A 24968-nucleotide genomic window follows, 5' to 3' on the forward strand; every position below is an offset into this window, starting at 1 on the left:
TTCCGTCACCTGACAGTCCAGCCACACCTGCGGCGTCTGGGACATGGTCCAGCCGGGGGTGCCGAAGCAGGCGCACACGTCGGGGCCGAACAGCTCGCCCAGGCTCAGCGCGCTGGTGAAGACCACGGGCGCGGCTACGGCTCCGCGCGCGCGGGCCATCTGGCGGAGCACTTCGACGCCCGAGTACGTGCTGTGCGCGACGTCGGCCGCGAACCGGCGCTGGATCGCGGTGGCGCGGGCCGCGAAGCTCTCCTCGCCCGACATGTCGGCGTCCAGCAGGAGCAGGCTCGTGAAGTCGCCGACGAGGCTCTGCACGTCCGGGTGAAGCGGACGCCGGTCGTAGAGCGGCAGGTTGAGCACGAACCGGTCGGTGGCGCTCCAGGCGGCGAGCGCTTCGGCGAACGCGGTGAGGAACACCATCGACAGCGTCACGCCGTGATCTCGGGCACGCGCGGCGAGCCTGTCCCACCGCTCGGCCGGCACCGTGACGTACCGGCGGGTGATCCGCTGGTCGGCCAGCCGCTCGGGCGCGACGGCGGTCGGCAGCTCCGGGCCGCCCGGAAGCTCGGCCAGCCGCCCGGCCCAGTAGTCACGCGCCCGCTCATAGTCGGCCCGGGTGCTCGCGGCGTACGCGGCGAGGTAGCGCGGGTAGCTGTAGTCGATGGCCGGCAGGTCCTCTCCGGGACACCGGTAGAGGGCGGCCAGGTCGCCGAGCAGGGTGCGGAAGCTCTGCGCGTCGGCGGCCAGCATCTCGATCTGGACGTGGACACGGGTGGCCCCGCGGGGCAGCAGGCTCAGCGAGACGTCGAGCACCTGGCCGCGCCCGACGTCGAGCTTGCGGTGCGACAACTCCGCGCGGATCCGCTCAAGCTCCCCGTCGAGGTCGGCGACGGCCGTCAGGTCCCGTACGGTGAGACCCGGCCAGGTGCTCTCCGCCATGATCTGCTGGCTGCCGTCGGGCAGAAACCGGCAGCGCAGCATCGGGTGCCGCGCCACCAGCCGCCGCACCGCCGCGTCCAGCCGCTCGGGCGACACATCGTGACCGTCGAACTCGTTGTAGAAGTGGGCGCCGACGCCACCGAGGACCTGGCCGTCGGTCCGCCCCACCCAGTACGCGTGCTGCATGGTGGCCAGCGCGAACGGCGCCGTCTCGTCGATCTCGGGGGCGGGCTCGGCCACCGGCTCCCGGGCGTCGTCTTCATGGGCGCCGTCTTCATGGGCGCCGCCCGACTTGAGGATCAGCTCCCACCACTGCGCCAGCGTGCGGTGCTCGATCAGGTCGGCGAAGGTCACGCCCGACCCGGCCTTGCCCCACCGCGCGGCCAGCCTCATCAGCCCGATGGAGTCGAGCCCGAGCCCGAGCAGGTCGTCGTGGTCCCCGATGCGCTCCACCGGCTCACCAAGGCGTTCGGCGATGTCGCCGCGCATCCCGTCGATACTGAGCATGTGCCGCCCTATCTGCGGTAGCCGGGGCGCAGCGCCCGATCGGCGAACCCGATGAGTTCAAGCTTCTCCAGGCCGCCCCGCACGCGAGGGGTGAGCAGCCCGATGTTGTTGAGTGCCGAGATGACCTTGGAGAAGACCGCCTGGCGGTACTTGACCATCAGATCGTCGTGGGCGGCGAACTCGACGCCCTCGGCGCGGTCGACCTCGATGCGCTCCCACACGTCCTCGAGCAGGAACCGGCGCCGCATGAGCACCGCGGCCTCCAGGACCATGTCCTCGCGGTCGGCCAGCTCGGCCGTGGTCATCTCCCGGTAGATCCCGGACAGCGACATGACGCCGAACGTCACGTGCCTGGCCTCGTCGCGGGCGACGAGCCGGGTGATGTCGCAGATCAGATCGTCGTGGAACGTGCTGTGCGCCAGCCGGAACGCGGCCATGGCCAGCGCCTCGACGATGATCTGCATGCCCAGCGCGGTGATGTCCCAGCGCGAGTCGGACAGCAGGTCCTCCAGCAGCTCGCGCAGCGGCTGCGTGATCGGGTACGGCTCTGGCACCTTCTCGTTCAGGTAACGGGAGAACGCCTCCACGTGCCTGGCCTCGTCGGCGGCCTGGCTGGCCGCGTAGTACTTGCTGTCCAGGTCGGGCACGACCTCGACCAGCCGGGCCGCGACGACGAGCGCGCCCTGCTCGCCGTGCAGGAACTGGCTGACCATCCACGACTGGAGTTCCCAGCGGAAGGTGTCCCACATGGGCCGGCCGCGCCGCGCCAGCGGGGACGACGCGAAGGAGGCCATCGCGAACGACGAGTCGTCGGGCAGCGGGCACCCGAACGGCACGTCGATGCTCCAGTCCACATCGGTCGTCGCGTTCCACTGCGCCTGCTTGGCCCGCTCGTACAGCGACAGCACCGTAGGGGACTCTGACTCGTATTTCCAGGTTAGCCACGCCTGAACCGGGGTGGTCACCGACAAGCCGGACATGAAGCCCAGATAACCAGACCCGCGAGCCGGACACCAGACTTTCCATCTTGTTTCTTGTATGTTGTTTGCTACAGTCACCATGGTGATCGAGGTACCGGCGTCGATCGGCCAGCGGCTGCTCGCGATGATCGGCCACTACCGCGCCGGGCACGGCGCGTTGAACTGCCCATTGCTGTGCCGGCTGCGCGGCCCGCTGGAGATCGCGGCGCTCCAGGCCGCGCTGGACGGCCTGACCGAGGCCCACGAGTCGCTGCGCACCACGTTCACCGGCCGGGGTCCGGCGCTGAGGCAGGTCGTCCACCCGCCCCGGCCGCTACCGCTGACCGTGGTCGACTCATGTGACGACGCCGCGGTCAACGCCGAGCTCTCGCGGCCCATCGACGTGGCGTCGTGGCCCGCGCGGGCCACCCTGTGGCGGGCCGGGCCGGCCGACCACACGCTCTGCCTGAACCTGCACCACCTGGTCACCGACGCATGGTCCACGGGGATCCTGTTCGCCGAGCTCCGCCTTCGCTACGCCAGGGCGCTCGGGCGGCCCGCGAACCTGACCGCGCCCTCGTGGCAGTACCGCGACTTCGCCGAGTGGCAGCGCGACCTGTGCGACGGGCCCGATTTGGACCGGCATCGCGACTACTGGCGGGACCGCCTGTCCGGGCTGCGGGTCCCCCGGCTCCCCTATCGCGAGCCGCCGCCCGGCGCGACGCCCGGCATGGTCACGGCCGATCTGCCCTCGTACGTCGTGGACGGCCTGCGCGAGATCGCCCGCGACTGCGGGACCACGCTGTTCACCGTGGCGCTGGCCCTCTACTACGCGGTCCTCCGGCAGGCGTGCGGGCAGGACGACCTGCCGGTCGCCTCGCTGTTCGCCAACCGCGCCCGGCCCGAGTCCCGGGGCACCGTGGGCTTCCTGGCGAACATGGTGGTGCTGCGGACCCGGCTCGACGAGAGCATGAGATTCCCCGATCTGGTGCGTGCCACGCACGCGACGGTCGCGGGAGCCCTCGCCTACCAGGAGCATCCGTACCAGACCCTCCCCCTGGAGGCGACGACGAGCCCGGGCGGCGGGCGGGTCGACGACGTGGTTTTCCAGATGATGGCCGAGCTGGACTTCACGGCGAGCGCGGCCGGGCTGGAGTTCGAGCTGCTCGTGCCGGACGGCATCGGCAGCCGCTTCGGCGTGGAGCTGGCCATCGCGCCGCGCGGCCGGGGCCTGCGCGCCGTCCTGTTCTACACGCCCCGGCTCGACGACGACACGGCCGCCCGGCTGCTGTCCGGCTACGTCTCGGCCGCGACCGCCGTGGCCCGCGACGACGGCGCGCCGGTCGCCCAGCTCGGCACCTGACCCGCCACGTTTAGCTCCACGCAGGTCGCCGCGACCTGGATCGCCCCGGCCACGTCGGCCCCGTTCGCCGCGCCGTGCGCCACGACGCACACCCCCCGCACGCCGAGCAGCACGGCGCCCGGCTCGGCGGCCAGCTGGGCCCGGATCGCCGACGACACGGCCGATGTCACCGGTTTCGCCGCGTCGCCGAGCGTGGCCCTGATGGCGGCCAGCGCCACTTCGGCTGTCGCGTCCAGGGTCCGCTCGTAGGTCTTGAGCGTGATGTCCCCGGTGAGTCCCTCGCACACGACCACGTCCACTCGCCCGGTGAACAGCTCGTACGCCTCGACATGGCCGACATATCGCCCGACGCGCTCGGGCAGCGCGGCGATCAGCACATCCGCCGACCGCTGCACGGGACCGCCCTTCACGGTCTCCTCCCCGTTGGACAGCAGTCCGATCCTGGGCCGGTCCACGCCCAGGCGCAGCCGCGCGTACGCGGCGCCCAGCTCGGCGAACTGGACCAGCCAGCTGGCCGGGCACTCCGTGGCCGCGCCCACGTCGAGCAGCACGGTCGGGGACGCGCCCGGGGCGGGCAGCAGCGTGGCCAGCGCCGGGTTCAGCACGCCGGGCGCGCGACGCATCCGCACGGCGGCGGCGAGCACGGCCGCGCCCGTGTTGCCCGTCGTCACCATTCCGTCGGCGAACCCACCGGCGACCGCGCCCGCGGCAACCATCAGCGACGAGCGCCGTTTGGCCCTTGTGACGGCGATCGGGTCGTCGTCCATCGCCACTCGCTCGGGCGCGTCCAGGATCGCGAACCTGCCCCCCGCCGCCCGGGAGAGCTCGTCACGCGACCCCACCAGCACGATCTCGTAGCGGTCGGCCAGGCGCAGCGCGCCCTCCACGACCGGTCCTGGGCCGAGGTCGCCACCCACGGCGTCCACGGCGAGCCGAATTCTCCGCCGCATTGTCCGCGACCCTCTCACCCGGCAAACACTAAGCTATCTCGTATCTGATGTCTGCTGGCTCCGACGATGGAGGAGACACATGAGCGGCTCACCTGCACCCACGATCATCCCGACCCTTCGCTACCGGGACGTCGACAAGGCCATCGACTGGCTGACCGGCGCGCTCGGTTTCGCCGCCGTGTTCGTCGCCCGCGACGATTCGGGCCAGATCGGCCATGCCCAGCTCAGCCACGGCACCGGCATGATCATGCTCGGTCCGCACTCCGACGGCGGCGACGACCGTCTGTCGGTGGACATGGGCCCCGCCGCCGTGTACGTCATCCTCGGCTCCGACGAGATCGGCGCGCACTACGAGCGAGCCGTCGCGGCGGGCGCCGAAGTGGTCCGCGAACTCCGCGACGAGTCCTACGGCGGCAGCGGCTACACCGTCCGCGATCCGGAGCTCAACGTGTGGAGCTTCGGCACCTATCACCCGGCGATGGGCTGACCCGTGACCGGCTACGACGTCATCGTCGTCGGGGCGGGCACGGCCGGCTCGGTGCTCGCGGCCCGGCTGAGCGAGGACCCCGCACGACACGTGTTGCTGCTGGAGGCGGGGCCCGACTTCGCCGGTGCGGCGAGCCTGCCGCCGGCCCTGCGCGAGGAGTTCCAGGTGCTCGACCCGCGCTACGACTGGGGGCTGGACGCCGCCCTCGTCGGGGAGCGGCGCGGCATCGTGGCGCGCGGCCGGGTGGTCGGCGGGTCGTCGCAGACCAACGCGCGCGGCGCGATCCGGCCCCCGGCGTCCGACTTCGCCGCGTGGGCCGCGCTCGGCCTGCCCGTGTGGGGCTGGGACCGGGTGCTGGAGTCCTTCCGGGCGATAGAGACCGACGCAGAGTTCGGGCACGAGCCGTACCACGGGTCGGGGGGGCCGCTGCCGATCACGCGCTGGGCCGCGTCAGAGCTGGCGCCGGGCGCGGCGGCGCTCCTCGCGGCGGCACGGGCCTGCGGACATGCCGACCTCGCCGACCTGAACGCCCCCGACGCGGCCGGAGTGGGAATCTACCCGCAGAACCGGGCGGGCAGGTCGCGGGTCTCGTCGGCCACCGCGTTCGTCGACCCCGCCAGGTCGCGCCCCAACTTGACGGTGCGCGGCGACTGCGAGGTGAACCGGGTCGTCGTCGCCGACGGCCGGGCGACCGGGGTCGAGGTGGACGGCGAGTTCATCGCGGGCCGCGAGGTCGTGCTGTGCGCGGGCGTGCCGTACAGCCCGGCGCTGCTGCTGCGGTCCGGGATCGGCCCGGCCGGGGAGCTGAGGGCCCTCGGCATCGACGTGGTGCTCGACGCGCCGGGCGTCGGGCGCCGCGTCATCGACCAGCCCGGAGCCGCGATCCCGGTGGTGCCGGCCGCGAGCGCGGGCGCGGACTGGTGGGAGACCAACCAGGTCGCCGGGCGCGACCGGATCCCCGGATACGAGGATGGGTCACTGTATCTGGTGTTCTTCTCGGGGATCGACATCCCGCCGCTGGCCGCGATGATCGGCAGCGACCTGCTGAGCATGGTCAGCGTCGGCGACCTCGCGCCGGCCTCGCGCGGCCGGATCACGCTGCGCGGCCCGGATCCGAAGGACCAGCCGCTCGTCGAGCTCAACTTCTACTCGGCCGAGGGCGATCTGGCCCGGATGCGGGCGGCGCTGCGGCACGCGTGGGAGATGGCCAACCGGGCCGAGTTCACCGCGTACGTCGACCGGTTCGGCCTGGTCGACGACGCGACGATGGCCGACGACGAGCGGATCGACGGGCTGCTCACGCACACGACGACCAGCCGCTGGTCGCTGCAGGGGGGCTGCGCGATGGGCCCGGACACCGACCCCGAGGCAGTGGTGGACGAGCGGCTGCGGGTGCGCGGCGTGGAGGGCCTGCGGGTCGCCGACGCTTCGGTCGTCCCCGTGCCGTTGCGCGCCCCGACCGCGCTGGCCTGCGCGATGATCGGCGAGCACGCGAGCCGGATAGTACTATCTGCTATTTGACTCTAGTATTTGCGCGACAAATCCACATATCGTGACTGCCATGGAAGGGATATCGGTCAACGTCGAGAGTCTGCGGAAGCGGTACGGCGAGGTCGACGCCGTCGCGGGAGTCTCGTTCCAGGTGGCCGCGGGCCACGTCGTCGCCGTCCTCGGCCCCAACGGGGCCGGGAAGACCACCACCATCGGATGTCTCACGACCCTGATCCGCCCCGACGGGGGCCGCGCCACGGTCATGGGACACGACGTCGTCGCCGAGGCCCCTGCCGTACGAGGACAGATCGCGGTCGTCGGGCAGTCGGCGGCCGTCGACGAGCTGCTGACCGGCCGGGAGAACCTGGTCTTCTTCGGCCGGTTGCTCGGCGAGCCGGCGGCCCAGGCGAGGAAACGCGCCGACGAACTGGTCGAGCGGTTCGACCTGGGCGAGGTCGCCGGCAAACCGGCGGGCACCTATTCCGGCGGCACCCGCCGCCGCCTCGACCTGGCGGTCGGCCTGGTCGTGCGGCGTCCCGTGCTGTTCCTCGACGAGCCGACGACGGGCCTCGACCCGCGCAGCCGCCAGGAGTTGCACGCCCTGATCCGCGAGCAGCGCGACCTCGGCGTGAGCGTCCTGCTCACCACGCAGCAACTGGACGAGGCCGACGCTCTGGCCGACCGGGTGGTCGTCATCGACCACGGCCGGGTCATCGCCGAAGGCACCCCGGACACGCTGAAGGCCCAGGTCGGCGGCTCGTTCTGTGTCGTCATGATCGCCGACGAGGGGGTCCGCGCCCAGGCGCTCGCGGCGCTGCGCCCGAGCCTGCCGGACGCGGGCGTCGCCGACGACGCGATCCTCGTCCCCGCCAAGGGCACCTGGACCCTGACCGAGGTCGTCCGCATCCTGGACGCCGCCGGCATCGAGCCCGACGACATCGCCCTGCGCCGCCCCACCCTGGACGACGCCTTCTTCGCCCTGACCGCCGACGCCGGAGGCGCGCGATGACGGCGGCGACCCCGGCCGCGGGGCTGGTGCGGGACGCGGGTGTGCTGGCGGCGCGCAACCTGCGGGTGCTCAACGTGAAGGGGCTGGTGGCGGCGGTCGTCAACCCGCTGCTGTTCTTCGTCGCGTTCTACGTGGTGCTGCACGACCTGCTGATGAGCCGCGGCGTCGACTTCGGCGCCTTCTTCCCGCCGGGGATAGTGGTCCAGGCGATGGGGCTCGGCGCGATCGCGACCGGCCAGTTCGCGTGGCGCGACCAGCGCAGCGGGCTGTTCGACCGCTACCGGCAGATGCCGATCCATCGGGGGGCGATCCTCGCGGGACGGCTCGCCGCCGACCTGCTCCCGGCCGCGATCTCGGTGCTGGTCGTCGTGCTGGCGGGGCTGCTGGCCGGGTTCCGGTTCGCGGGCGGGCCGCTGGGGGCGCTGGGGTTCCTGGTGCTGGCGCTCGCGTTCTGGGTGGCCCTGGCCACGGGAACGGGCGCGTTCGGGGTGGCCATGCGGCGGGTCGACGCGGTGACCGCGATGCTGTTCGTGCCCTTCCTGCCGCTTGTCAACTTCTCGACCGCGTTCGTACCGGTGCAGGGCTTTCCCGGTTGGCTGCAGCCAGTCGTGCGGGTCTCGCCGTTCACGGCCGTCGCCGACGGGCTGCGCGCCCTCGCGGCGGGCGGTCCCTCGTACGCGCCGGTGTGGCAGGCCGTGGCCTGGATCGCCGGGCTGACCCTGCTGTTCTCCTGGTCGGCGATGGCGGCGTTCCGGAGGATGTCATGACCTTCACGATGCAGGCCACGCTGATGGCGGGCCGGAACCTGCGCCGGTTCCTGCGCTCCCCGGCGCGCGTGCTGAGCGCGCTCGTCATGCCGCTGATCCTGATGTTCATGATGCTGGCGCTGCTCGGCGGCCTGATCGGCGACTCGGCCGGGACGTTCGGGTACATCGGCCGCCTGGCGCCGCTGATCGTTGTTTCCACGGCCACGCTGGGCGCGGGCCTGGCGTCGGTCGGGTTCTACCGCGACCTGAACGACGGCATGCTCGACCGGTTCCGCACCCTGCCGATCAGGTTCGGTTCCGTGCTGGCAGGCCGGGTGGCGGGGGATGTCTGCTCGGGGCTGCTGACGGCCGTGGTGGCCACCGCCGTCGCGTACGCCGCCGGGTTCAGGTTCACCCAGGGGACGCCGGCGGCGCTGGCGTACTTCGGGGTGTTCGCGCTGTTCGCCATGATGATGTCGTGGGTGGCGGTGCTCGTGGCGCTGGCGGCCCGCACCGACCTCGGGCCGTTGAACGCGCTGAACGGGCCGACGCTGCTGCTGTTCTTCCTGTCGTCGGGGTTCGTGCCGGTGGAGAACTTCCCGTCGGTGGTGCGGCCGGTCGTCCGGGCCAATCCGCTGTCGGTGGCCGACAACGCGATGATCGGCCTGTCCAGCGGCGGCCCGGTGGCCGTCCCGCTGCTGCAGACGCTGGCGTGGACGCTGGGAGTGAGCGCGCTGTGCGCCCTCCTCGCGGTACGGCGGTTCGCCGCCCGGACTACGACCTAGCGTTGGTGGGCGGGGCCGACTCACCGAACTGCTCGGTCTCCACCACCCGGCACAGCATCTGCTGGGCCCCGGTCGCGATCAGGCGCCCGTCGGGCGACCACACGGCCGCCCGGCCGGCCGCCAGACCGTGCCGCACGGACATGCCGTAGCCCTCGACCAGCAGCCATTCGGCCTCGGGTGCCGCGTCGTGGAACGACACCTGCAGTTGCATGGTGGGGGCGACGAAGAACGGCACCCCGGGCGGGCAGGCGAGCAGCACCGCGGGGAACGCGGAGGTGTCGATGTGCAGCAGCGCGCGGCAGGCGTCCAGCCACAGGTCGCCGGGGAAGACCGGACGCGGGCGCAACCGCATCCAGCCGCGCATGTTCACCTCGCCGAAGCCGCCGGGCATGCCCTCGAACCACGAAATCGGCCGGGTTTCGCAGTTGGCGAGCTGCGGGAACGACATCTGCCCCCATTCGGCGGCCCGCTCCTCGATGGTCGGCACCCGCTCGGGCTCGGGCACTTCGGGCGCCGCGGCCAGGCGCTCGTCCGGCCCGGCCAGATCGCCCGCGGCGGCCCACACCGTCGCGTCCAGCACGGCCCGGTCGCGCTGTGTCATGCTGACGCGCAGTGCCTCGGTCCGCCGGCTGGACCGCAGCCGGGTCACCTCGATGCCGACCTCCTCGAACCGCGCGACGTTGAGGAAGTCGCAGCTGATGCTCGCCGGCCGGGCCATGCCCGAGGCTCGGCCCGCCGCGCGGAGCGCGACCGAAGCGAGGTAGCCCCCGATGGGCCCCCAAACGTTCCAGTCCTCCGAAAGCACAGCGCGGAAGCGCAGGTCATCGAGCTGCTCGACGTCCGTGTCCAGCCCAAGATCCGCCATCGCCGAGCCCTCCATTGATCTTGTATCTGTTATCTAGTTAAAGATAGAACAATCTAGACAACGACGGAACGGCTACCTAGATTGACGGCATGTACGGTGATACTGGAGCATCCTCCGGAAAGCTGATCTCCCTCCCTCAAAACTTCGGGTTATGGTCCCAGGGGGTCCTGCGCAGCGCCGGATTCCCGATCGGGCAGTTGCTGCGCCTGTCCGATGACGCATATGTCACTGCGGTCGGCGAACTGCTCGACGCGGAGGAACAGGGTCGCGACACCGGAGCGGCCCGGGCCCGGCTGGCCGAAGTGGCCCGGGCCGCCGGAGAGCGCCAGAACGAGCGGCTGGCCGCGGTCGCCCGCCGCGCCGACGTCCTGGAGGCCATCGCCTGGCAGAACCCGGACGTGGTCGAGTCCATGATCGTGCCGTTGGGTGAGACGGGCCGCGACACCCCTCGTAACCAGCGCCTGCGCAAGCGGCAGCGGCTGCTGGCGAAGTACTGGACGCGCTACTGCGCCAAGAACGAGACGATCGGCTTCTTCGGCCCGAGTGTCTGGTTCGCTCTGCGAGACGAGGGCGAGCCGCTGCGGCTCAAACCGGGCCCGGCCGTGACGGGCTCGCGCAGCGTGTTCCTCGAACCATGGGCGGTCGACACGCTCGCCCAGGTCATGGGCCGTGACCCGGAGATCCGGCCGTGGGTCGCGCCCCGCCCGCACCACGCCTGCCACCTCGCCGGCGACGGCGTCACGCTGCTCACCCTGGGCGGCCCGGTCACGCTGGAGCCGCTCGAGGCGAAGGTCTTCGCGCTCCTCGACCACACGCGGAGCGCTCGCGAGGTGGCCGCCGCCCTGCCGTACGAAGAGGAAGAGGTCTTCGCCGCCCTTGAGGGGCTGGTGAGCAGGCAGCTCGCCTTCTGGGACCTGGAATGCTCGCTGCGTCAGCGCGCCGAGGTGGACCTGCGTGAGCGGCTCGGCCGGATCGGCGACCCGCGGGTCCGCGCGGCGGCGCTCGGCAGGCTCGACCGGATAGAGGCCGCGGTGAGCGCGGTCGCCGAGTGCCGCGAGCCGGCCACGCTGGTGACCCGGATGCAGGAGCTGGAGACCGTTTTCACCGAGCTGACCGGCGTCGACCCCAGCCGCCGCCCCGGCCAGGCGTACGGCGGACGGCGGCTGCTTTACCTGGAGGCGACCCGCGACGTCGAGGTGTCATTCGGCCCGCAGGTGCTGGAAGCGGTGGCCGAGCCGCTGGGACTGCTGCTGACCGGGTTCCGCTGGTTCGCCGAAGAGGCCGCGCGCGCCCTGCGCGCCACCTTGTCGGACGCCTTCGACGCCTTGACGACCGCTTCGGGAACCGCGGAAGGCGCGGACGTCGGCTTCAACGAGCTGGTCTTCTCGGTCGCTGACCAGGTGTTCATCCCCGGCAACCGGCCGCTGGACCGGCTGATGGCCGAGTTCACCCGACGCTGGCGCGACCTGCTCGGCATGGACACAGACGCCCCCGAGATCGCGCACACCAGCGAGGCGCTCGGGCCGCTGGTCCGCGCGGCGTTCCCCGCGTCTGCGCCGAGCTGGACCTGGGGCCGGATCCACAGCGTCGACCTCCATCTGGCCGCGACCGACCCGGAGGCGTTCGCGCGCGGCGAGTTCTACGCGATCCTCGGCGAGGCGCACTCGACCTACAGCCCGATCGAGTGCGGCGCGATGTCGTGGTCGCATCCCGACCCGGTCGAGCGGCGGCGCATGTTCGACACGATCATCCCGCGCGGGCGGGTGATGCTCAGCCCGGTCAAGGACTTCCCCAAGGTGGTCGCGAGAGCATACGCCGGGCAGGGACCCGACGACTGGTGGCTGTGCGTGTCGCAGTTCCCCGCGCCCGACACCGACCGGCTGCTGCCACTGTGCGGCCTGCGCGTACGGCGGGTCGCCGACGGCCGGCTCGAAGCGGGCGTGCCCGGGTCGGAGCGCTGGTTCGACGTGGCCGAGATCTGCGGCATGTGGACGGTCAACGAGATCGTCGACCTGCTCAAGCTGGTTGTCCGCGGGCACGAGCGGACGCCCCGGGTCACCATCGACGGCCTCGTGCTGTTCCGCGCGTCGCGCTCATTCCCGGTCACGGATCTGGAGTGGACGCGCGGGGCGGGCGACCAGGAACTGTTCGTGGCCGCGCACCGCTGGCTGCGCCGTACCGGCCTGCCCAGGGTCCTGTTCGCGGCCATCAGCACCGAGCCCAAGCCGGTGTTCGCGGACTTCGGCAGCGAGGTGCAGGTGGCCAACCTGGCGCAGCTTGTGCGGGCCGCTGCCGAGACGCCGGGGGCCACCGTCACCTTCAGCGAGATGTCGCCCGCCCCCGGCGAGACCTGGCTGGCCGACGCCGAGGGCGAGCTGTACACCAGTGAGCTACGGCTGCAGTTCGTCGATCAGCTCGGCACGACCTGAAGCGGCAGCGTGCTGAACCCCCGGAACATCCCGCTCGCCTTGTAGTCGAAGTCCTGCGAGGCGAGCTGGATGTCGGCGAACGTGTCGAGCAGCGCACCGAACGCCAGCGTCCCCTCCAGCCTGGCCAGTTGCACGCCGAGGCAGTGGTGGGCGCCCCACGCGAACGACAGCGGCGGCTCGGCGGGCTGCGCGCCCGCGTAGCGGGTCAGGTCGAGCTTGTCGGGGTCCTTGAACTTGACCGGGTCGCGGTTGGCCGCGCCGATCACCACGACGATCTGCTCCCCCGCCGAGACCACGGTGCCGTCGGTGAGCGTGGTGTCCTGAATGACGCTACGGCCGGTGATCTGGATCGGCGAGTCGAACCGCAGGAACTCCTCGACCGCCGGGCCCAGCAGCGACCGGTCGGCCCGCAGCCGGGCCATCTCCTCGGGGTTCTGGCACAGCGCCGACGTGCCGAGGCTGATCAGGTCGGTCATCGTGTGGAATCCGGCGCTGAACAGCAGCACGACCACCGAGACGAGCTCCTCGACGCTGAGCCGGTCGCCGTCGATCTCGACCGTGGAAAGGCCCGAGATCAGGTCGTCCTCCGGATCCTTGCGCCGCTGTTCGAGCAGCTCGGTGAAGTACTCCTCCATCTCGGTCATGGCCGCGTCCGCCTCGCGCAGCATGTCGAGGTCGTGGATGTAGACCGTGTCGACGGCCGTGCTGGCCCGCTTGGTCAGCTCGCGCAGCCGCGCCCACTCCTCCTCCGGCACCCCGACCAGCTCGCCGATGACCGCGATCGGCAACGGATGCGCGAACGCCTTGACCAGGTCGACCTCACCGCCACCGGCCGGGACGCTCTCGCGCATGGGGTCGATGAGCTTGGCCACCTGGGCCTCCAACTTCGGCCGCAGCTTCTCCACCCGGCGCGGTGTGAAGGCGCTGCTGATCAGCCCGCGCAGCCGCGTGTGCTCCGGCCCGTCGAGGAACAGGAGGGTCCTGATCCGCTCGTCTCCGCGCTCCTTGCCCAACTTCGGCCGTACGCCTGACTTGTCGAACGCCGGGCTCTTCATCGACAACCGGCAGTCGTCGTACGTGGTCAGCACCCAGCCCGACCCCTGCCCGGGGATCTCCAGCCGATAGTGCGGATCGGCCGCCCGGAGCGCGTGATAGTGCGGGTACGGGTCCCGCACCGTCTCCGGGGTCTTCATCATGAGCTCCATCAGGAGCGTTTCGGCACCCGTCGGTACGGACATGACGCCTCCGCTGTATCTTGTGTTCGGTCGCCCTTCACATCATAGATACGTGAACCAAGAAGCAATACCCCTCGGCGACTCAGCGGCCCGGCAGGCTCGTGCCGGGGCCATCCAGGCGCCGGCACTTGGCTCCTGGACCGGCTACCCGCCGGCGATGCCACCTCACAGCACAGTCTGAGCTTGTCACTCCCGGCCCGCCATGGCGTTTTCGATGGCCGCGATCAGCGCGCTCCTGCGGTGCTCGAAGAAGCCCTCGAAGTCGTCACTCTGCAGGAGGTCAACGTCGATCATGTGCCGGACCACGTGTTTGCCGATGAGAGGGATCTCGGTCTTTCCACTGTTGGCGAGCCGCTGAAGGTATTCGGACGGGGCGTGACCTCCGATGATCCGGTTCGTGCGCGCAGACAGCGGCGTCTTGTTGACGATCGAGTCGTACTCGCTGACCGGGATGCCGTTGTCCTCGCACCACGCCTTCGGGAAGACATGATGAATGTCGATCGCGTCGTCGAAGTAGACGGCCGCGTTGACCGTGTCGCCGGTCCTCCAGTCGCTGGCTCCCGCCTTGAGAAGCAGGGAGTAGAGACCCTTGTAGGCGGCGCTGTTGCGGGTGCGCAGCGTGGTCAGCCGTTCGGGCAGGAATCTCGCATCCCTGACCGTACGAGGATTCTCCTCCGTCTGCCCACGTACCCATGCGACAACCTCGGGCAGGTCTCTGGCGATCCGGCCCTCGGTCGTCCCGCCGTACAGCTCACCGAACACCCCACTCCAGTACCACTGCCCGATCCGGGCCCGGGCGTGCATCCCCTCGGCCTCGGCCCCCAGCGTCGCGAAGATCGCCGCCAGCGCGATGAGCTGGCTTCCGTACGGAAGGAATTTGGTGTCGTAGATGCACTGCTTGTGCAGGAAGCGCACGGCCTGCAGCAGACCGGCGACGGCCTTGGGCACCCACTGACGGTACTCCTCGAGGCTGAGTCCGAGGATGTCCGAGCGCCGGCACCCGATGCGCGGGGCGCGGTCGCTGTCGGCTCCCTCCGCGATGGCCGCCTGCCGCCGCGCCTGGGTGGCCAGCAAGGTCACCGCCTGGAGCAGGTCGGTGGGCTGCACATCGCCGAGAAGACGGTGTTGCTGGTCGTTCCAGCGTCCCCGGATCTTCGCCCAGTCGCGCCTGAGGTCGAAATCGTCCGCCGCATAGGTGGCGGTGAGGAGCTCGAACACGGTCAGCGTCACTCCGCCCGTGTTGACCTTCTCGAATACCTGGCAGACGGCCTCTCGCGGGGTGTCGCGGCCGAGCTCGATCACGGGGATCAGGTACTGCTCGAAGCGCTTGATGAACGAGTCAGTGAACGCGGTCCACAGCTGGATGTGCTCCGGCGCGAACTTCCAATGCCGGAAATATCCAGTCATCCACGGGTTATGGTCGAAGATCGCAACGAGGGGGAAGAGTTGCCCCTCATACTCCTTCGCCGGGTCGGAATAGTCCTCCAGAACCTGCCCGCGGAAATCCCGCACGCGCTTGTCGGCGGGAATGAACCGGATCGCCTCGTCCCGGTCCAGGGAACTGTCGAGCACCCCCTGTATGTCCGCGTAGAACCAGCCGGACATGCTCTTTCCGCGGTCGTCCCGCGTCTGCACCGCCTCGCCCAGCATCAGCGCCTGGAACAGCGACGTCATCCGCTGCTGGCCGTCGAGAAGCAGCCGGTCGGCCCTCTTCGTCACCGTGGGCGCGGCGCCTTCGAGGGGACGCTGCTTGAACCGGGCGTCGCCTCCGGCCTGTAGGGTCATCAGCGTGCCGACCGGATAGCCGAGGGAGATCGAGGCGAGCAGGCCGGTGATCCCACGATGCGGCCAGACCCAGCCGCGCTGGAAATCGGGGAGCTGAATCCGCCCGGTGCGGACCTGCTTCAACAGGTCGTGCAGGAACTCCTTCTCGATGCCGAAAGCCTCGACAGTCACGCTTATCCCCTCGCGTCGCATTGGTCTTCGACGAGGGTATGGACCGCGCCAGCCCCGCGCATCGGATCCCGATAACGAAACAGGCGTCGTTTCGACCGGTCGCCGGAATTCGGGCCGACCTTTAGGGCAAGATCCGCAAGGACAAAATAGGTAATTGCCATATAACACGGGTCTTCACCGGGAGAACCCCGTGTCCGACTGAAGGCGACGGTCCTTGGCTCTCAAGCGCTATTGGCGAGGTCAGTCGAAGTCGGTGCAGGTCACGTACCAGTTGCCGGTCAGGTGATCTTCTGTGGAGACCGGGAGGTCCTTGACCTGACTGTGGGGCGAGTAGGCGAATCCGCATTGCTCCAATAACCCTCCGGAACCGTCCACATCAAGAAGGACCGCATTCCCGGTCCGATAGACGCTGCGGATGGGAAAGAGGCCCACGAACCTGTCCGTCCACACGGAGTCGTGGTCCTTGGGGAGCGACTCGACGTACGCCGTGAGTGCCGGTTCGGAGATGAGAAAGGCCGTGCGCATCGGAACACCAACGATCACGAGGGTGACGGTCACCGCGGCGACGACGGGCGTCAAGGTGATCCAGTTGCGGCGTCTGAAATCGCGGCTCACGACGAGCAGGATGAACCACACCACTCCGGCGAACAGCCAGATGGCGACAGCAGCCATGATGCCGAAAAAGTGGCCGCCCGGAGGAACGGCGGCGAGCAATGTCATGGCTGACGCGATGCCGGTAGGGCCGGCGAGCCATAGCCACCACCACCACTTGAGTACGGGTACTGCCCGAATCTCAGAACGTTCGGCGATCGCCACGCACCGACCTTATCCTCGCCTGCCGGAAATCCGGTTGGCGGCCGGTCCGGGTACCGGCGAGACTTCCGGCGTGGTCCGGGAAATCGTGTGACGAAATCCTGAGGTCGCAGAGTTCTCGGGGGTGGCGTGAAGGATATGGAGGGCGCTGTGACGGTGACGATCGTTTACGAGACACATTCGACCACGACCGACAACGAGGCCGAGATCGCCACCGGCCAGTTGCCCGGCGAACTGTCGGCGCGAGGCCGGGAGGAGGCCGCCGAGTTGGGTGCCCGGCGCCGCGATGACGGGCTCGCGGTGGTTTTCACCTCCGACCTGCACCGGTCCGTGGACACCGCGCGCATCGCGTTCGCGGGACACGACATCGAGATCCGCCAGGACGCGCGACTGCGCGAGTGCGACTACGGCAGGCTGACCGCGATGCCCGTCGCACGGCTCGCCACCGAACGGGCCGCGCACATCGACGTGCCTTGGCCGGGCGGGGAGAGCTACCGGCAGGTCGTCGCCCGCACCCGCGCCTTCCTCGACGACCTCGCCGTCTCATTCCCCGGCGCCCGAGTACTCGTGATCGCCCACTCGGCCAATCGGTGGGCCCTGGAGCACCTGCTGAACGGCCTGCCGTTGGAGGACCTCGTCGGCGACCCCTTCGACTGGCAGCCGGGCTGGACGTACCATTTGGCGACCCGGCAGGACGACAGAATCGCGACAGAGCGGATCGCGCTGACCCCGCTCACGGTCGAGGACGCCGCCGACATGGTCGAGGTGCTGGGCGACCCCGGACTGTACGCGTTCACCGGCGGATCCCCGCCGACCCTGCCGGACCTGCGAGCCCGCTACAGCCGGCTCGCCGCCGGACGGTCACCGGACGGCCGGCAGGAGTGGCTCAACTGGATCATCCGCCGCCGCTCCGACGGTCAGGCCGTCGGCACCGTACAGGCGACCGTCATGGACGAGGGACGACGGGCCGAGATCGCCTGGGTGGTCGGGCTGCCCTGGCAGCGTCAGGGCTACGCCACCGAGGCCGCGGCCGCCCTGGTCTCGTGGCTCGACGCCAGGGCCGTGTCACGGATCCAGGCCCATATCCACCCGAGCCACCACGCCTCCATGGCCGTGGCCGCCCGACTCGGGCTCACACCGACCGAGCACATCGAAGACGGCGAACGCCTCTGGCAGCGCGACCGACAGGACGACAAGCGGTGACGCCGCTTCGGAGGCATTAAGCCTGGGGCAGAGCGGCCGGCGACTCGGAGACCTCCTACTTGTAACGGATAGTCACGCAGCGCCCCAGTGACACAGACCGCCGCCGATCGCGTTGACGCCATTCACGCCGTTGACGAGTGCCCGATGTGGCCAGCCCCGCGCCGCACGACCTACCCGCCTACCCCGCCAAAGCTCCCGTGTCGCGCGGCATGTCGGAACCCCAGCTAATTCAGGTTTCCGCAGCTCAATGGGGCTGTTACGGCTTGTTGTCGAGCGGGTGTTCGGATAACATCGAGGCAGCCGTTGGGTGAGCTTAGTAGGCGGGTGCCGGTTCGGGTGCCATGCGCCATCAGTGATGAAGCCTTTAACCGTGTTGAGCGTGATCGCGGGAAGGCCCCGGGTCGGCCGGGGTGGTCGTCTTCGTCTCCTGGTGGGAGGTGCCTGCTTTGTTCGTGTCCCCCGACGACCCGTTCGCGGGCGCCTGCGGTGCGACGGGTGCCGGGCCGGAGGCCGGGCGGGAGATGGGGGCGGAGCCCGCGACGGCGGCCGAGGCGTTGGCGATGGTCCAGGCCGGGCTGTCGTTCCTGGTGGGTGACGATCCTGCCGGTCAGCCGTCGGCGGTGGTGGCCGAGCGGTTGATCGGCCTGGAGGAGGCCGCGCGGCGGATGTGCGCGGCCCGGGCGGCGGCGCTCGCGGCGTTGGAGGCCGGGCGGGGGTTCGAAGACGACGGGCAGAGCGGGCTACGGCCGTGGCAAAAGCTCATCTTGGGTGTCGATGACGATCAGGCCCGGCGTGACGGGCTGCGCGCCCGGCGGTTGCGGGAGCATCCGCGCTTGTGGCAGGCGCTGGCCGAGGCGGCGATCTCCCCGTCGATCGCCGACCGCATCCTGGCCTGGGTCGCACGGCTGCCGCGCGAGGTCCGCGCGTGGGCGTGCGCGGTGCTCACCGACACCGCCCGGATCGGCGGCGTCAGCGAGGCCGACCTCATCAAAGTGGCCGGGGAGATGCTGCGCCGGGCCCGCCCCGAGCCGGGCGATGACGGCAGCGGCAACCACGTCACGGTGGCCGCGACGGTCGACGGCGTGGGCCGCATCAACGGCAGCCTGTCGGCCGACACCACCGAACTGGTCACCATGGTCCTTGCCGCGCTCGGCAAACGCCAGGGACCCGACGATGGGCGCAGCACGGGTGAGCGGCATCATGACGCGCTGCGCGAGGCGATGGCCCGGCTGGTCGATTCGGGCATGCTGCCCGAGGCGGCCGGGCGCAAGCCGCGTATCGAGGCCACCTTGGACCTGGCCGCCCTGCGCCGCCTGCCCGGCGCCGAGGGGGCCGAGCTGGCCTGGACCCGGACCCGGTCGGCCTGGCTGGCCCACGCCCTGTCCTGCGACGCCGGCATCCAGGGCATCGTCACCGCCCACCCCGTCGGCCCCGCCCGTCTGATCACCCTCACCCACGCCCTGATCGACACCCTCACCCAGCACGGCTGGCTCCCGCCCGCCCATCCGGCCGGCCCCTCCCCCGTCCCGGCACCACCCCCGCCACACCCGAGCCGGCCCGACGCGCAACACCCCAACGCCGTGCACACGGAAGGCCCATGCCCACGTACAGACCGAACACAGGCAGGCGGACAACCGCCGGGCGCGGCAGGCCCAGGCGCGACGAGACACGGTACGTCGCCCGGCCCCGCTGAGACCAGCACGGTAAGAGCGGCCGCCAAGCCAGCGGCGTTCGACGCGCTGCCCGCTGCCGAGCAGGCCGCCCTGATCGAGGAACTGCTGGCCTGGGCCGCCGAAGCGCTGTCCGGCCCCGCCGGGCTCGGCTCCTGCCTACGGGCGACTCTGAACGCCACCCTCACCACCCCCGGCAGCAGCCGCGTGGACGACAACCCAACCCACCACGGGGACCGGTTCGCCGACGGCCTCACCGGCGGCCGCAGCGCGAGTGCCGGCTCCCAAGGGTATGGAGGTCAGGGGCGCGGAAGCGGCCAGGACCGTGGCGAGCACAGGTGTGGAAGCGGCGCCGAGTGCGGAGACGGCGAGGATTGGGACATCACTGCCACCGCCGAGGTGGCCCGGGTCCTGCTCGCGGCCACCCGGGGCAAAAGCCTCATCCTGGACGTCTCCGACCCCGAAGACGCCGTGCCCTACCGACTTCGGCGAGCGGTCGAACTCCGCGACGGCCGATGCCGCTGGCCGGGCTGCGACACCCCCGCCACCAGGGCCCAAGCGCATCACATCATCGAACGCCACGACGGCGGCCCCTCCACCATGGCCAACCTCGTCCTGCTGTGCGCCCGCCACCACCTGCACTTCGTCCACCGACTCGGCTGGACCATCCGGCTCAACGCCGACGCTTCGGTCACCGTCACCAGCCCAACAGGAAAGACACTCCACAACCCCGCCCCCACACCACCTCATCAAAGACGGTGACACGCGCAGACAAGCTGACGTGCGGCGTCCGCCTTGAAGTCGCCTATCCCGACGAGCCGGCGTCGTTGTAGCGGTCCAGCAGTCCCCGGACTGCTCACCGTCCGGGGCGGAGCATCGTCGGGTCAGCCGGAGTCGAGGTGGCTGCGGCTGTGTCGAAGGGATGTATCCGCCGGAACCAGGAACACAGGTGGGGCGGGTGAGCTGGTGATGATCTGGGCCCGAGGAAGTGAGGCAGGGCGGAGCTCAGGGTTGAAGGACGTACCTTCCACGCACGCCACCCTTTGCGACCTCGCGGTGGGCGGAGGAGACCTGGTCGAGCGGTACGACGGCGTGCACGCGAGCCGGAAGGCGGCCGCTCGCGGTGGCGTCGAGGAGCTGCGTAAGCCGGGCACCGTCGGGCCGTGTCACCACCACGCGGACGGTGATGCCACGCTTTTCTGCAGGCGCCGCACCTGGTTGCACGCCGACGAACAGGCCGCCGTCGCGGACGAGGGCGATGCCCTGTTCCTGGAGTGCGGCGCCGTCGGCTACCGCGTCCCAGCCGGGCGTCGCTCGTGTGGTGAAGGTGGCGCCGAGGCTGCGCACGAACTCCTCGTCCTGGGTCCGGGCCAGTCCGGTGACCCGCCAGCCGCGGTCCTGGGCGAGTGAGATGACGTACCCTCCGACCGCGCCCGCGGCGCCGGTCACCAGCAGGCTCCGGCCTTCGCCGTCGCCGAGCAGGTCGACCAGCTGGGCTGCGGCCAGGCTGTTGAGAGGGACGGTGGCTGCCGTGGCCAGGTCGAGACCGCCGGGCACGAGTGCGGTGTCGTTCGCCGACACGACCAGCTGCTCGGCGTAGGTGCCGAAGTCGCGGTCAAACCCGTCGACCAGCCCCGCGACCCGGCTGCCGACCGAGAGGTCCACGTCCGGGCCGGCTGCGGTGACGGTGCCGGCGAAGTCCCAGCCCAGACCGGTGTGGTGGGGCTGGTTGATCAGCCCGCGCCCGTGGAACACCCCGGCGGCGACCGCCAGGTCGACGGGGTTGACCGCAGCCCCGGCGATCTCGACCCGGACCTGACCCGGGCCCGGCTCGACGATGGGCACGTCAATGATCTCGATGGAGTCAGGACCGCCCGGGGTGCGGACGACCGCGGTACGGAAGGTGGTGGACATATTGCCTCCTGTGGAGAAACCAGAGCTGCTGCACCACAATGGACGGGTAAGTCTCCAACGGGAAGTACGCACTTCGAAGTGCGTATGCCACCGAGCGGTAGGAAGGAGCCACCGATGCCGACCATGACGGCGGCCCAGCAACGGGCGCAGGCGAAGCTGGAGTACGACGCCTTCCTGGCGAGCTGTCCGAGCCGCCAGCTCCTGGACCGGATCTCCGACAAATGGGTGTCCCTGGTCCTGGCGGCGCTCGGCAGCGACGGCCCGAACCCCGGCAAAGACTGCGCCGGCCAGCCACGGTCGATGCGCTACTCCGAACTCTCCCGCCGGCTGGCCGGAGTCAGCCAAAAGATGCTCACCCAAACGCTGCGCACCCTCGAACGGGACGGCCTGCTCACCCGCACGGTGACACCGACCGTGCCAGTCACAGTCACCTACGAGCTGACCGACCTCGGATACTCGCTCCACCACCTCATGCGCGGCATCAAGGTATGGGCGGAGACACACATGGACGAGGTGCTCGCCAACCGGGAGAAGTACGACACCCGCACCACCTAGCCGGCATTGATCGCCACCAGCCCAGGCACGAAACATTCGGGCTTGCATCATCATGAAGCCGGGAACCACGCCCGCCTGATTTACACCGGGATCCGGAGGCTACCCAGCAGCGGGGCTACTGCAGCACGACCCCAAGAACAGCCCTTATCGCAAGGCAGTCGCAATTACATAGACTTGGCATAAAGTGGTCATGGTCCAGTAGTGTGATCTTGTGACCAGAGACTTCACCGTGTTCCCGGCTTCATCTGGCGATGGGGACGTAGTGGGCGAGATCCACGCGGAGTCATGGGAGGCCGCCTATGCCGGCTTCTTCCCCCCGGAGTTCTTCGCCGAGGCGGTAAGACACCGGCGTAACAGATGGCATGACGTACTCGCCGAGGTCAAGGGCACTGTGTTGCTGGCCGCGCTGGATGGGCGACCGCTGGCCTTCTCCTACTTCGGCTCCTCGCCGACGCGACCGGAGTCGGCGGAGATCTTCGGTTTCTACGGGCACCCCGATGGCTGGGGAAGTGGTGTCGCGAGTGTCCTGATGACCGCTTCCTTGGACAGGATGCGCGAGAACGGCTTCAGGCGGGCCCATCTGTGGACGCTCCGTGACACGCCTCAGTCGCGCCGCTTCTACGCCAAGAGCGGCTTCTCCGAGTCAGGTGCGGTCCGCGACCACGACTTCGGTGACGGCAACCCGGTCCAGCAGGTCGAGTACGAGCTGATCCTTCAGTGACAGCCCAAGAAGCCCACGGTCACGAAGCCCCGACGGCGACCTTGCGGGCGGGTCAGAGATAACAGTCCGGTAAGGGGCGGCGGTGCACCGTCTGCCAGGATCCGTCAAAGATCGCGCGAGTGCGGTGCCGGGCCGTCGTGGGTCTGGTACGTCTTACCTCGCGGCTACTTCTGTCAGATTCACCTCAGCCGCATGACCGACGGCCCAAGGGTGCCGCCTGTCGTACTGCTCGCCGTTGATCTGGTGATCTTGACGTTGCGTGAGTCGCGCCTGCAGGTACTGCTCGTCGAGCCTGGCATCGAGCCGTACAAGGACACCCACGCACTGCTCCATCGGCGTATTTCGAATGAGTCACACGGCCTCGACCAGTGCTTCCGGAGCGTGATCGGCGATAGCGTACCCACTGATTACTCGATCCGCTCCACGGGAACGACGCGACCTCGGTCAAGTCTTCCGGTTTTCGCCGGCCATGCCAGAGAGGACAGGGGTCGTAAGGTGAAATGCGCCGACCGAAACCGCAGAGTTGCCATTGTCGGAGCGGGCCTGGGAGGTACCGCCACCGCCATCCGCCTTCTTCGTTTTGCCAGGGAGCCCTTGCAGGTCGTGTTACTCGAGCGGCGTCCCCAATATCGGGGCGCCGGGGTGGCGTATCACCGGGCAGGCAACCACTGGCACCACGTTTTCAACATCCAAGCGGGCCGCATGTCAGTGTTCCGGGAGGACGTCGACGACTTCGTGCTGTGGGCCAACCACGAAGCCGACCGAACCGACTGGCCCGCGGAATGGCGGAACTTCGAGTTCACCGAGTCCGGGCCCGCTCCCCGCCGAATCTACCCCGACTATCTCGCCAGCCGCCTCGCCGAAGCTGCTCGTGAAGCGTCGGAAGGCGTGACCCTGGTCGAAGCAGGCGGCGAAGTGGTCGATCTGGAATTCCTCGGTGACCACGTTCACGTTGTCGTCGGCAATTTTTCCTCGCCGGCAGGTGACGACGAAACCGACCGAGCGGTCCTCGAAGCCGACCACGTCATTCTCGCGACTGGCCTCGAGACGAAGCAACCATCTTTTGCGGCCGGCGTGACGGACCATCCCTCGTTCATACGGCACCCGTACTCGGAGATGGGGATAGAGCGAATTCTCGGCCTTCGGCGGGACGCCGTCGTGGCCATCGTCGGTACGCTGCTCAGCGCGTACGACTCGGCGACGCTTCTCCTGCGCCGCGGCCACAGGGGAAAGATTTACATGATCTCGCGCTCCGGCTTGACGCCCCGGACCTATCCCCCGGATCATCAGCACCGCGTCCTCAGCTTGCCGCCCCCTCAACTCCACGGTGACGTCTACGAAGGGCGGAAGGATTTCGTTCGGCGGTTCAAGGACGAATGGGAGCGGGCCTGCGCCACCGTCGCCCACAACTATCCCGAAGTGTCACCAGATGTGATAACAGAACGAGTCGCCAAATCGTGGGAGCCCTATCTGCCCGAAATCCTGGAGCGCGTACCGTCTTCCGATCTCCGCGCGCTCCTCGACAGCTACGGAAGCTTGCTGGCCATACTGCGAGTGGGCGCTGTGGCTTATACGACCGAGATAGTTGATGCCGCGATGGCCGATGGCGGGCAGGTCATCCGCACCGCCGGAAGAGTCGAAGAGATCCGCACCACTGAGGCGGGCACGCTGGTCCTGTCCGTCGCAGGGCAGGCTTCGGCGCAGACTATCGAGGCTGATCTCGTGATCTCGAACTTCGGACGGGAGTCCGACTACGAGCGCGTTGACTCAACGCTCTGGGGGAACCTCCTGAGGAAAGGAATCGCCTTACCGCATCGGCGCACCGGACGGGGAGTTGAGGTGGACAGCCGCGGCCACCTCGTCGGACCGGAGGGCAACCCATCTGGCCCGATCTTCGTGGTAGGCGGTCCGCGCGAGGGCGACGAGATCGTTCGATACGGGCGAACGGGGGCGTTCGCGTTCAACCTCGCCGCGATCAAGAACCACTCGGTGGAGGTTGCGGCCACCGTGCTGCACGAACTTGAGTCCTGTTACGACGAGCAGGCCGACGATGTAGCCGCGACGTTGACCCGCACCCCGGATGAGGAGGCGAACGAGGCGGCCTTGCATGCGATCATGCTCGACGTGCGGAGAATGGCCGCTCGGCGGCGCCGCGACCGCCAAGCCCTGGAGGCCCGCCTCGAAGAGAGCATTCAGACGCTTCGGACCATCACGACTCGGAACGGCGGCATCTCCGCCACGAATCACGCATTGCGGTTCGCCGTAAACGCTGCTGCCACCGTGAAGCTGAAAGACCTGTCCGTGACGCCGCGAGATCTCCGTTCCATTCTTGGACTTACGGAACCGACGGAATCGAGTAGCTGAAGCGGAG

Annotated in this window: 20 protein-coding genes; 12 read left to right on the forward strand and 8 right to left on the reverse strand. The window is 69.7% G+C overall.

Annotation, left to right across the window (positions count from 1 at the left end):
• On the reverse strand, window positions 1-1446 hold a 1446-nt coding region (locus N5079_RS24120), incomplete at its 3' end, for a condensation domain-containing protein (protein ID WP_261586289.1).
• A gap of 8 nt (window positions 1447-1454) precedes the next feature.
• On the reverse strand, window positions 1455-2354 hold the full coding sequence (locus N5079_RS24125) for a ferritin-like domain-containing protein (RefSeq protein ID WP_261586290.1): 900 nt from the start codon (window positions 2352-2354) through the stop codon (window positions 1455-1457).
• Between the two features lie 154 nt (window positions 2355-2508).
• Here N5079_RS24125 and N5079_RS24130 point away from each other — a divergent pair, with 154 nt between their 5' ends.
• Window positions 2509-3768 (forward strand): condensation domain-containing protein, encoded by a 1260-nt coding sequence (locus N5079_RS24130; protein ID WP_261586291.1) that lies wholly within the window; start codon window positions 2509-2511, stop codon window positions 3766-3768.
• Here N5079_RS24130 and N5079_RS24135 read toward each other — a convergent pair.
• Entirely contained in the window at window positions 3702-4718 is a 1017-nt protein-coding gene (locus tag N5079_RS24135) for a phosphate acyltransferase (protein ID WP_261586292.1), read from the reverse strand. The two genes, N5079_RS24130 and N5079_RS24135, sit on opposite strands and share 67 nt — an antisense overlap.
• Before the next feature lie 79 nt (window positions 4719-4797).
• Between N5079_RS24135 and N5079_RS24140 the strand changes: the two genes are divergently transcribed.
• From N5079_RS24140 to N5079_RS24160, 5 genes are read left to right on the forward strand one after another with little or no spacing between them, the layout of a single operon-like run.
• Window positions 4798-5205 (forward strand): VOC family protein, encoded by a 408-nt coding sequence (locus N5079_RS24140; RefSeq protein WP_261586293.1) that lies wholly within the window; start codon window positions 4798-4800, stop codon window positions 5203-5205.
• A 3-nt stretch (window positions 5206-5208) separates the two neighbouring features.
• Window positions 5209-6726: a GMC family oxidoreductase gene (locus N5079_RS24145; RefSeq protein WP_261586294.1), complete on the forward strand. Its 1518-nt coding sequence runs from the start codon at window positions 5209-5211 to the stop codon at window positions 6724-6726.
• 40 nt (window positions 6727-6766) lie between these two features.
• Window positions 6767-7705, forward strand: a complete 939-nt coding sequence (locus N5079_RS24150; protein ID WP_261586295.1) for an ATP-binding cassette domain-containing protein — start codon at window positions 6767-6769, stop codon at window positions 7703-7705.
• The gene (locus N5079_RS24155; protein ID WP_261586296.1) at window positions 7702-8472 is read left to right on the forward strand and encodes an ABC transporter permease; all 771 of its coding nucleotides are present in this window, start codon (window positions 7702-7704) and stop codon (window positions 8470-8472) included. The genes N5079_RS24150 and N5079_RS24155 overlap by 4 nt, the downstream gene beginning before the upstream one ends.
• Window positions 8469-9236, forward strand: coding sequence for an ABC transporter permease (locus N5079_RS24160; protein WP_261586297.1), 768 nt, complete (start codon window positions 8469-8471; stop codon window positions 9234-9236). Before N5079_RS24155 ends, N5079_RS24160 begins: the two co-directional genes overlap by 4 nt.
• Here the strand turns inward: N5079_RS24160 and N5079_RS24165 are convergent.
• A complete protein-coding gene (locus N5079_RS24165) occupies window positions 9226-10101 on the reverse strand; it encodes an acyl-CoA thioesterase (RefSeq protein ID WP_261586298.1) in 876 nt (291 codons plus the stop codon). The two genes, N5079_RS24160 and N5079_RS24165, sit on opposite strands and share 11 nt — an antisense overlap.
• Before the next feature lie 89 nt (window positions 10102-10190).
• On the opposite strand from N5079_RS24165, the gene N5079_RS24170 reads away from it, so the two are divergent.
• Window positions 10191-12530 (forward strand): lantibiotic dehydratase family protein, encoded by a 2340-nt coding sequence (locus tag N5079_RS24170; protein WP_261586299.1) that lies wholly within the window; start codon window positions 10191-10193, stop codon window positions 12528-12530.
• Here the strand turns inward: N5079_RS24170 and N5079_RS24175 are convergent.
• From N5079_RS24175 to N5079_RS24185, 3 genes are all read right to left on the reverse strand, one after another.
• Window positions 12512-13768, reverse strand: coding sequence for a cytochrome P450 (locus N5079_RS24175; protein WP_261586300.1), 1257 nt, complete (start codon window positions 13766-13768; stop codon window positions 12512-12514). The two genes, N5079_RS24170 and N5079_RS24175, sit on opposite strands and share 19 nt — an antisense overlap.
• Before the next feature lie 183 nt (window positions 13769-13951).
• Entirely contained in the window at window positions 13952-15721 is a 1770-nt protein-coding gene (locus tag N5079_RS24180) for a DUF262 domain-containing protein (protein WP_261586301.1), read from the reverse strand.
• A gap of 240 nt (window positions 15722-15961) precedes the next feature.
• Window positions 15962-16537 carry a hypothetical protein gene (locus N5079_RS24185; RefSeq protein ID WP_261586302.1) on the reverse strand — a complete coding sequence of 192 codons (576 nt, stop codon included), beginning with the start codon at window positions 16535-16537 and terminating at the stop codon, window positions 15962-15964.
• 147 nt (window positions 16538-16684) lie between these two features.
• Between N5079_RS24185 and N5079_RS24190 the strand changes: the two genes are divergently transcribed.
• Both N5079_RS24190 and N5079_RS24195 read left to right on the forward strand, forming a co-directional pair.
• Window positions 16685-17737 carry a GNAT family N-acetyltransferase gene (locus N5079_RS24190; RefSeq protein WP_261586303.1) on the forward strand — a complete coding sequence of 351 codons (1053 nt, stop codon included), beginning with the start codon at window positions 16685-16687 and terminating at the stop codon, window positions 17735-17737.
• A gap of 437 nt (window positions 17738-18174) precedes the next feature.
• Window positions 18175-20169 carry an HNH endonuclease signature motif containing protein gene (locus N5079_RS24195; RefSeq protein ID WP_261586304.1) on the forward strand — a complete coding sequence of 665 codons (1995 nt, stop codon included), beginning with the start codon at window positions 18175-18177 and terminating at the stop codon, window positions 20167-20169.
• 243 nt (window positions 20170-20412) lie between these two features.
• Here N5079_RS24195 and N5079_RS24200 read toward each other — a convergent pair whose 3' ends face one another.
• Window positions 20413-21321, reverse strand: coding sequence for an NADP-dependent oxidoreductase (locus tag N5079_RS24200; RefSeq protein ID WP_261586305.1), 909 nt, complete (start codon window positions 21319-21321; stop codon window positions 20413-20415).
• A 114-nt stretch (window positions 21322-21435) separates the two neighbouring features.
• Between N5079_RS24200 and N5079_RS24205 the strand changes: the two genes are divergently transcribed.
• The 3 genes from N5079_RS24205 (at window position 21436) to N5079_RS24215 (ending at window position 24961) form a co-directional block, all read left to right on the forward strand.
• Entirely contained in the window at window positions 21436-21876 is a 441-nt protein-coding gene (locus tag N5079_RS24205) for a winged helix-turn-helix transcriptional regulator (protein ID WP_261586308.1), read from the forward strand.
• Between the two features lie 211 nt (window positions 21877-22087).
• Window positions 22088-22597: a GNAT family N-acetyltransferase gene (locus tag N5079_RS24210; RefSeq protein WP_261586309.1), complete on the forward strand. Its 510-nt coding sequence runs from the start codon at window positions 22088-22090 to the stop codon at window positions 22595-22597.
• Between the two features lie 192 nt (window positions 22598-22789).
• Entirely contained in the window at window positions 22790-24961 is a 2172-nt protein-coding gene (locus N5079_RS24215; RefSeq protein WP_261586310.1) for an FAD/NAD(P)-binding protein, read from the forward strand.
• The last annotated feature ends 7 nt before the right edge of the window (window positions 24962-24968 follow it).

Source organism: Planotetraspora sp. A-T 1434 (assembly GCF_025420585.1).
Taxonomy (GTDB): Bacteria; Actinomycetota; Actinomycetes; order Streptosporangiales; family Streptosporangiaceae; genus JAOEGB01.

Bases quoted from the DNA above. Each gene is read 5' to 3' on its own strand.
- N5079_RS24215 (WP_261586310.1), top strand. From the start codon at position 22,790: ATGACCGACGGCCCAAGGGTGCCGCCTGTCGTACTGCTCGCCGTTGAT.
- N5079_RS24170 (WP_261586299.1), top strand. From the start codon at position 10,191: ATGTACGGTGATACTGGAGCATCCTCCGGAAAGCTGATCTCCCTCCCT.
- N5079_RS24150 (WP_261586295.1), top strand. From the start codon at position 6,767: ATGGAAGGGATATCGGTCAACGTCGAGAGTCTGCGGAAGCGGTACGGC.
- N5079_RS24135 (WP_261586292.1), bottom strand. From the start codon at position 4,718: ATGCGGCGGAGAATTCGGCTCGCCGTGGACGCCGTGGGTGGCGACCTC.
- N5079_RS24200 (WP_261586305.1), bottom strand. From the start codon at position 21,321: ATGTCCACCACCTTCCGTACCGCGGTCGTCCGCACCCCGGGCGGTCCT.
- N5079_RS24155 (WP_261586296.1), top strand. From the start codon at position 7,702: ATGACGGCGGCGACCCCGGCCGCGGGGCTGGTGCGGGACGCGGGTGTG.
- N5079_RS24140 (WP_261586293.1), top strand. From the start codon at position 4,798: ATGAGCGGCTCACCTGCACCCACGATCATCCCGACCCTTCGCTACCGG.
- N5079_RS24160 (WP_261586297.1), top strand. From the start codon at position 8,469: ATGACCTTCACGATGCAGGCCACGCTGATGGCGGGCCGGAACCTGCGC.
- N5079_RS24165 (WP_261586298.1), bottom strand. From the start codon at position 10,101: ATGGCGGATCTTGGGCTGGACACGGACGTCGAGCAGCTCGATGACCTG.
- N5079_RS24175 (WP_261586300.1), bottom strand. From the start codon at position 13,768: ATGTCCGTACCGACGGGTGCCGAAACGCTCCTGATGGAGCTCATGATG.
- N5079_RS24205 (WP_261586308.1), top strand. From the start codon at position 21,436: ATGCCGACCATGACGGCGGCCCAGCAACGGGCGCAGGCGAAGCTGGAG.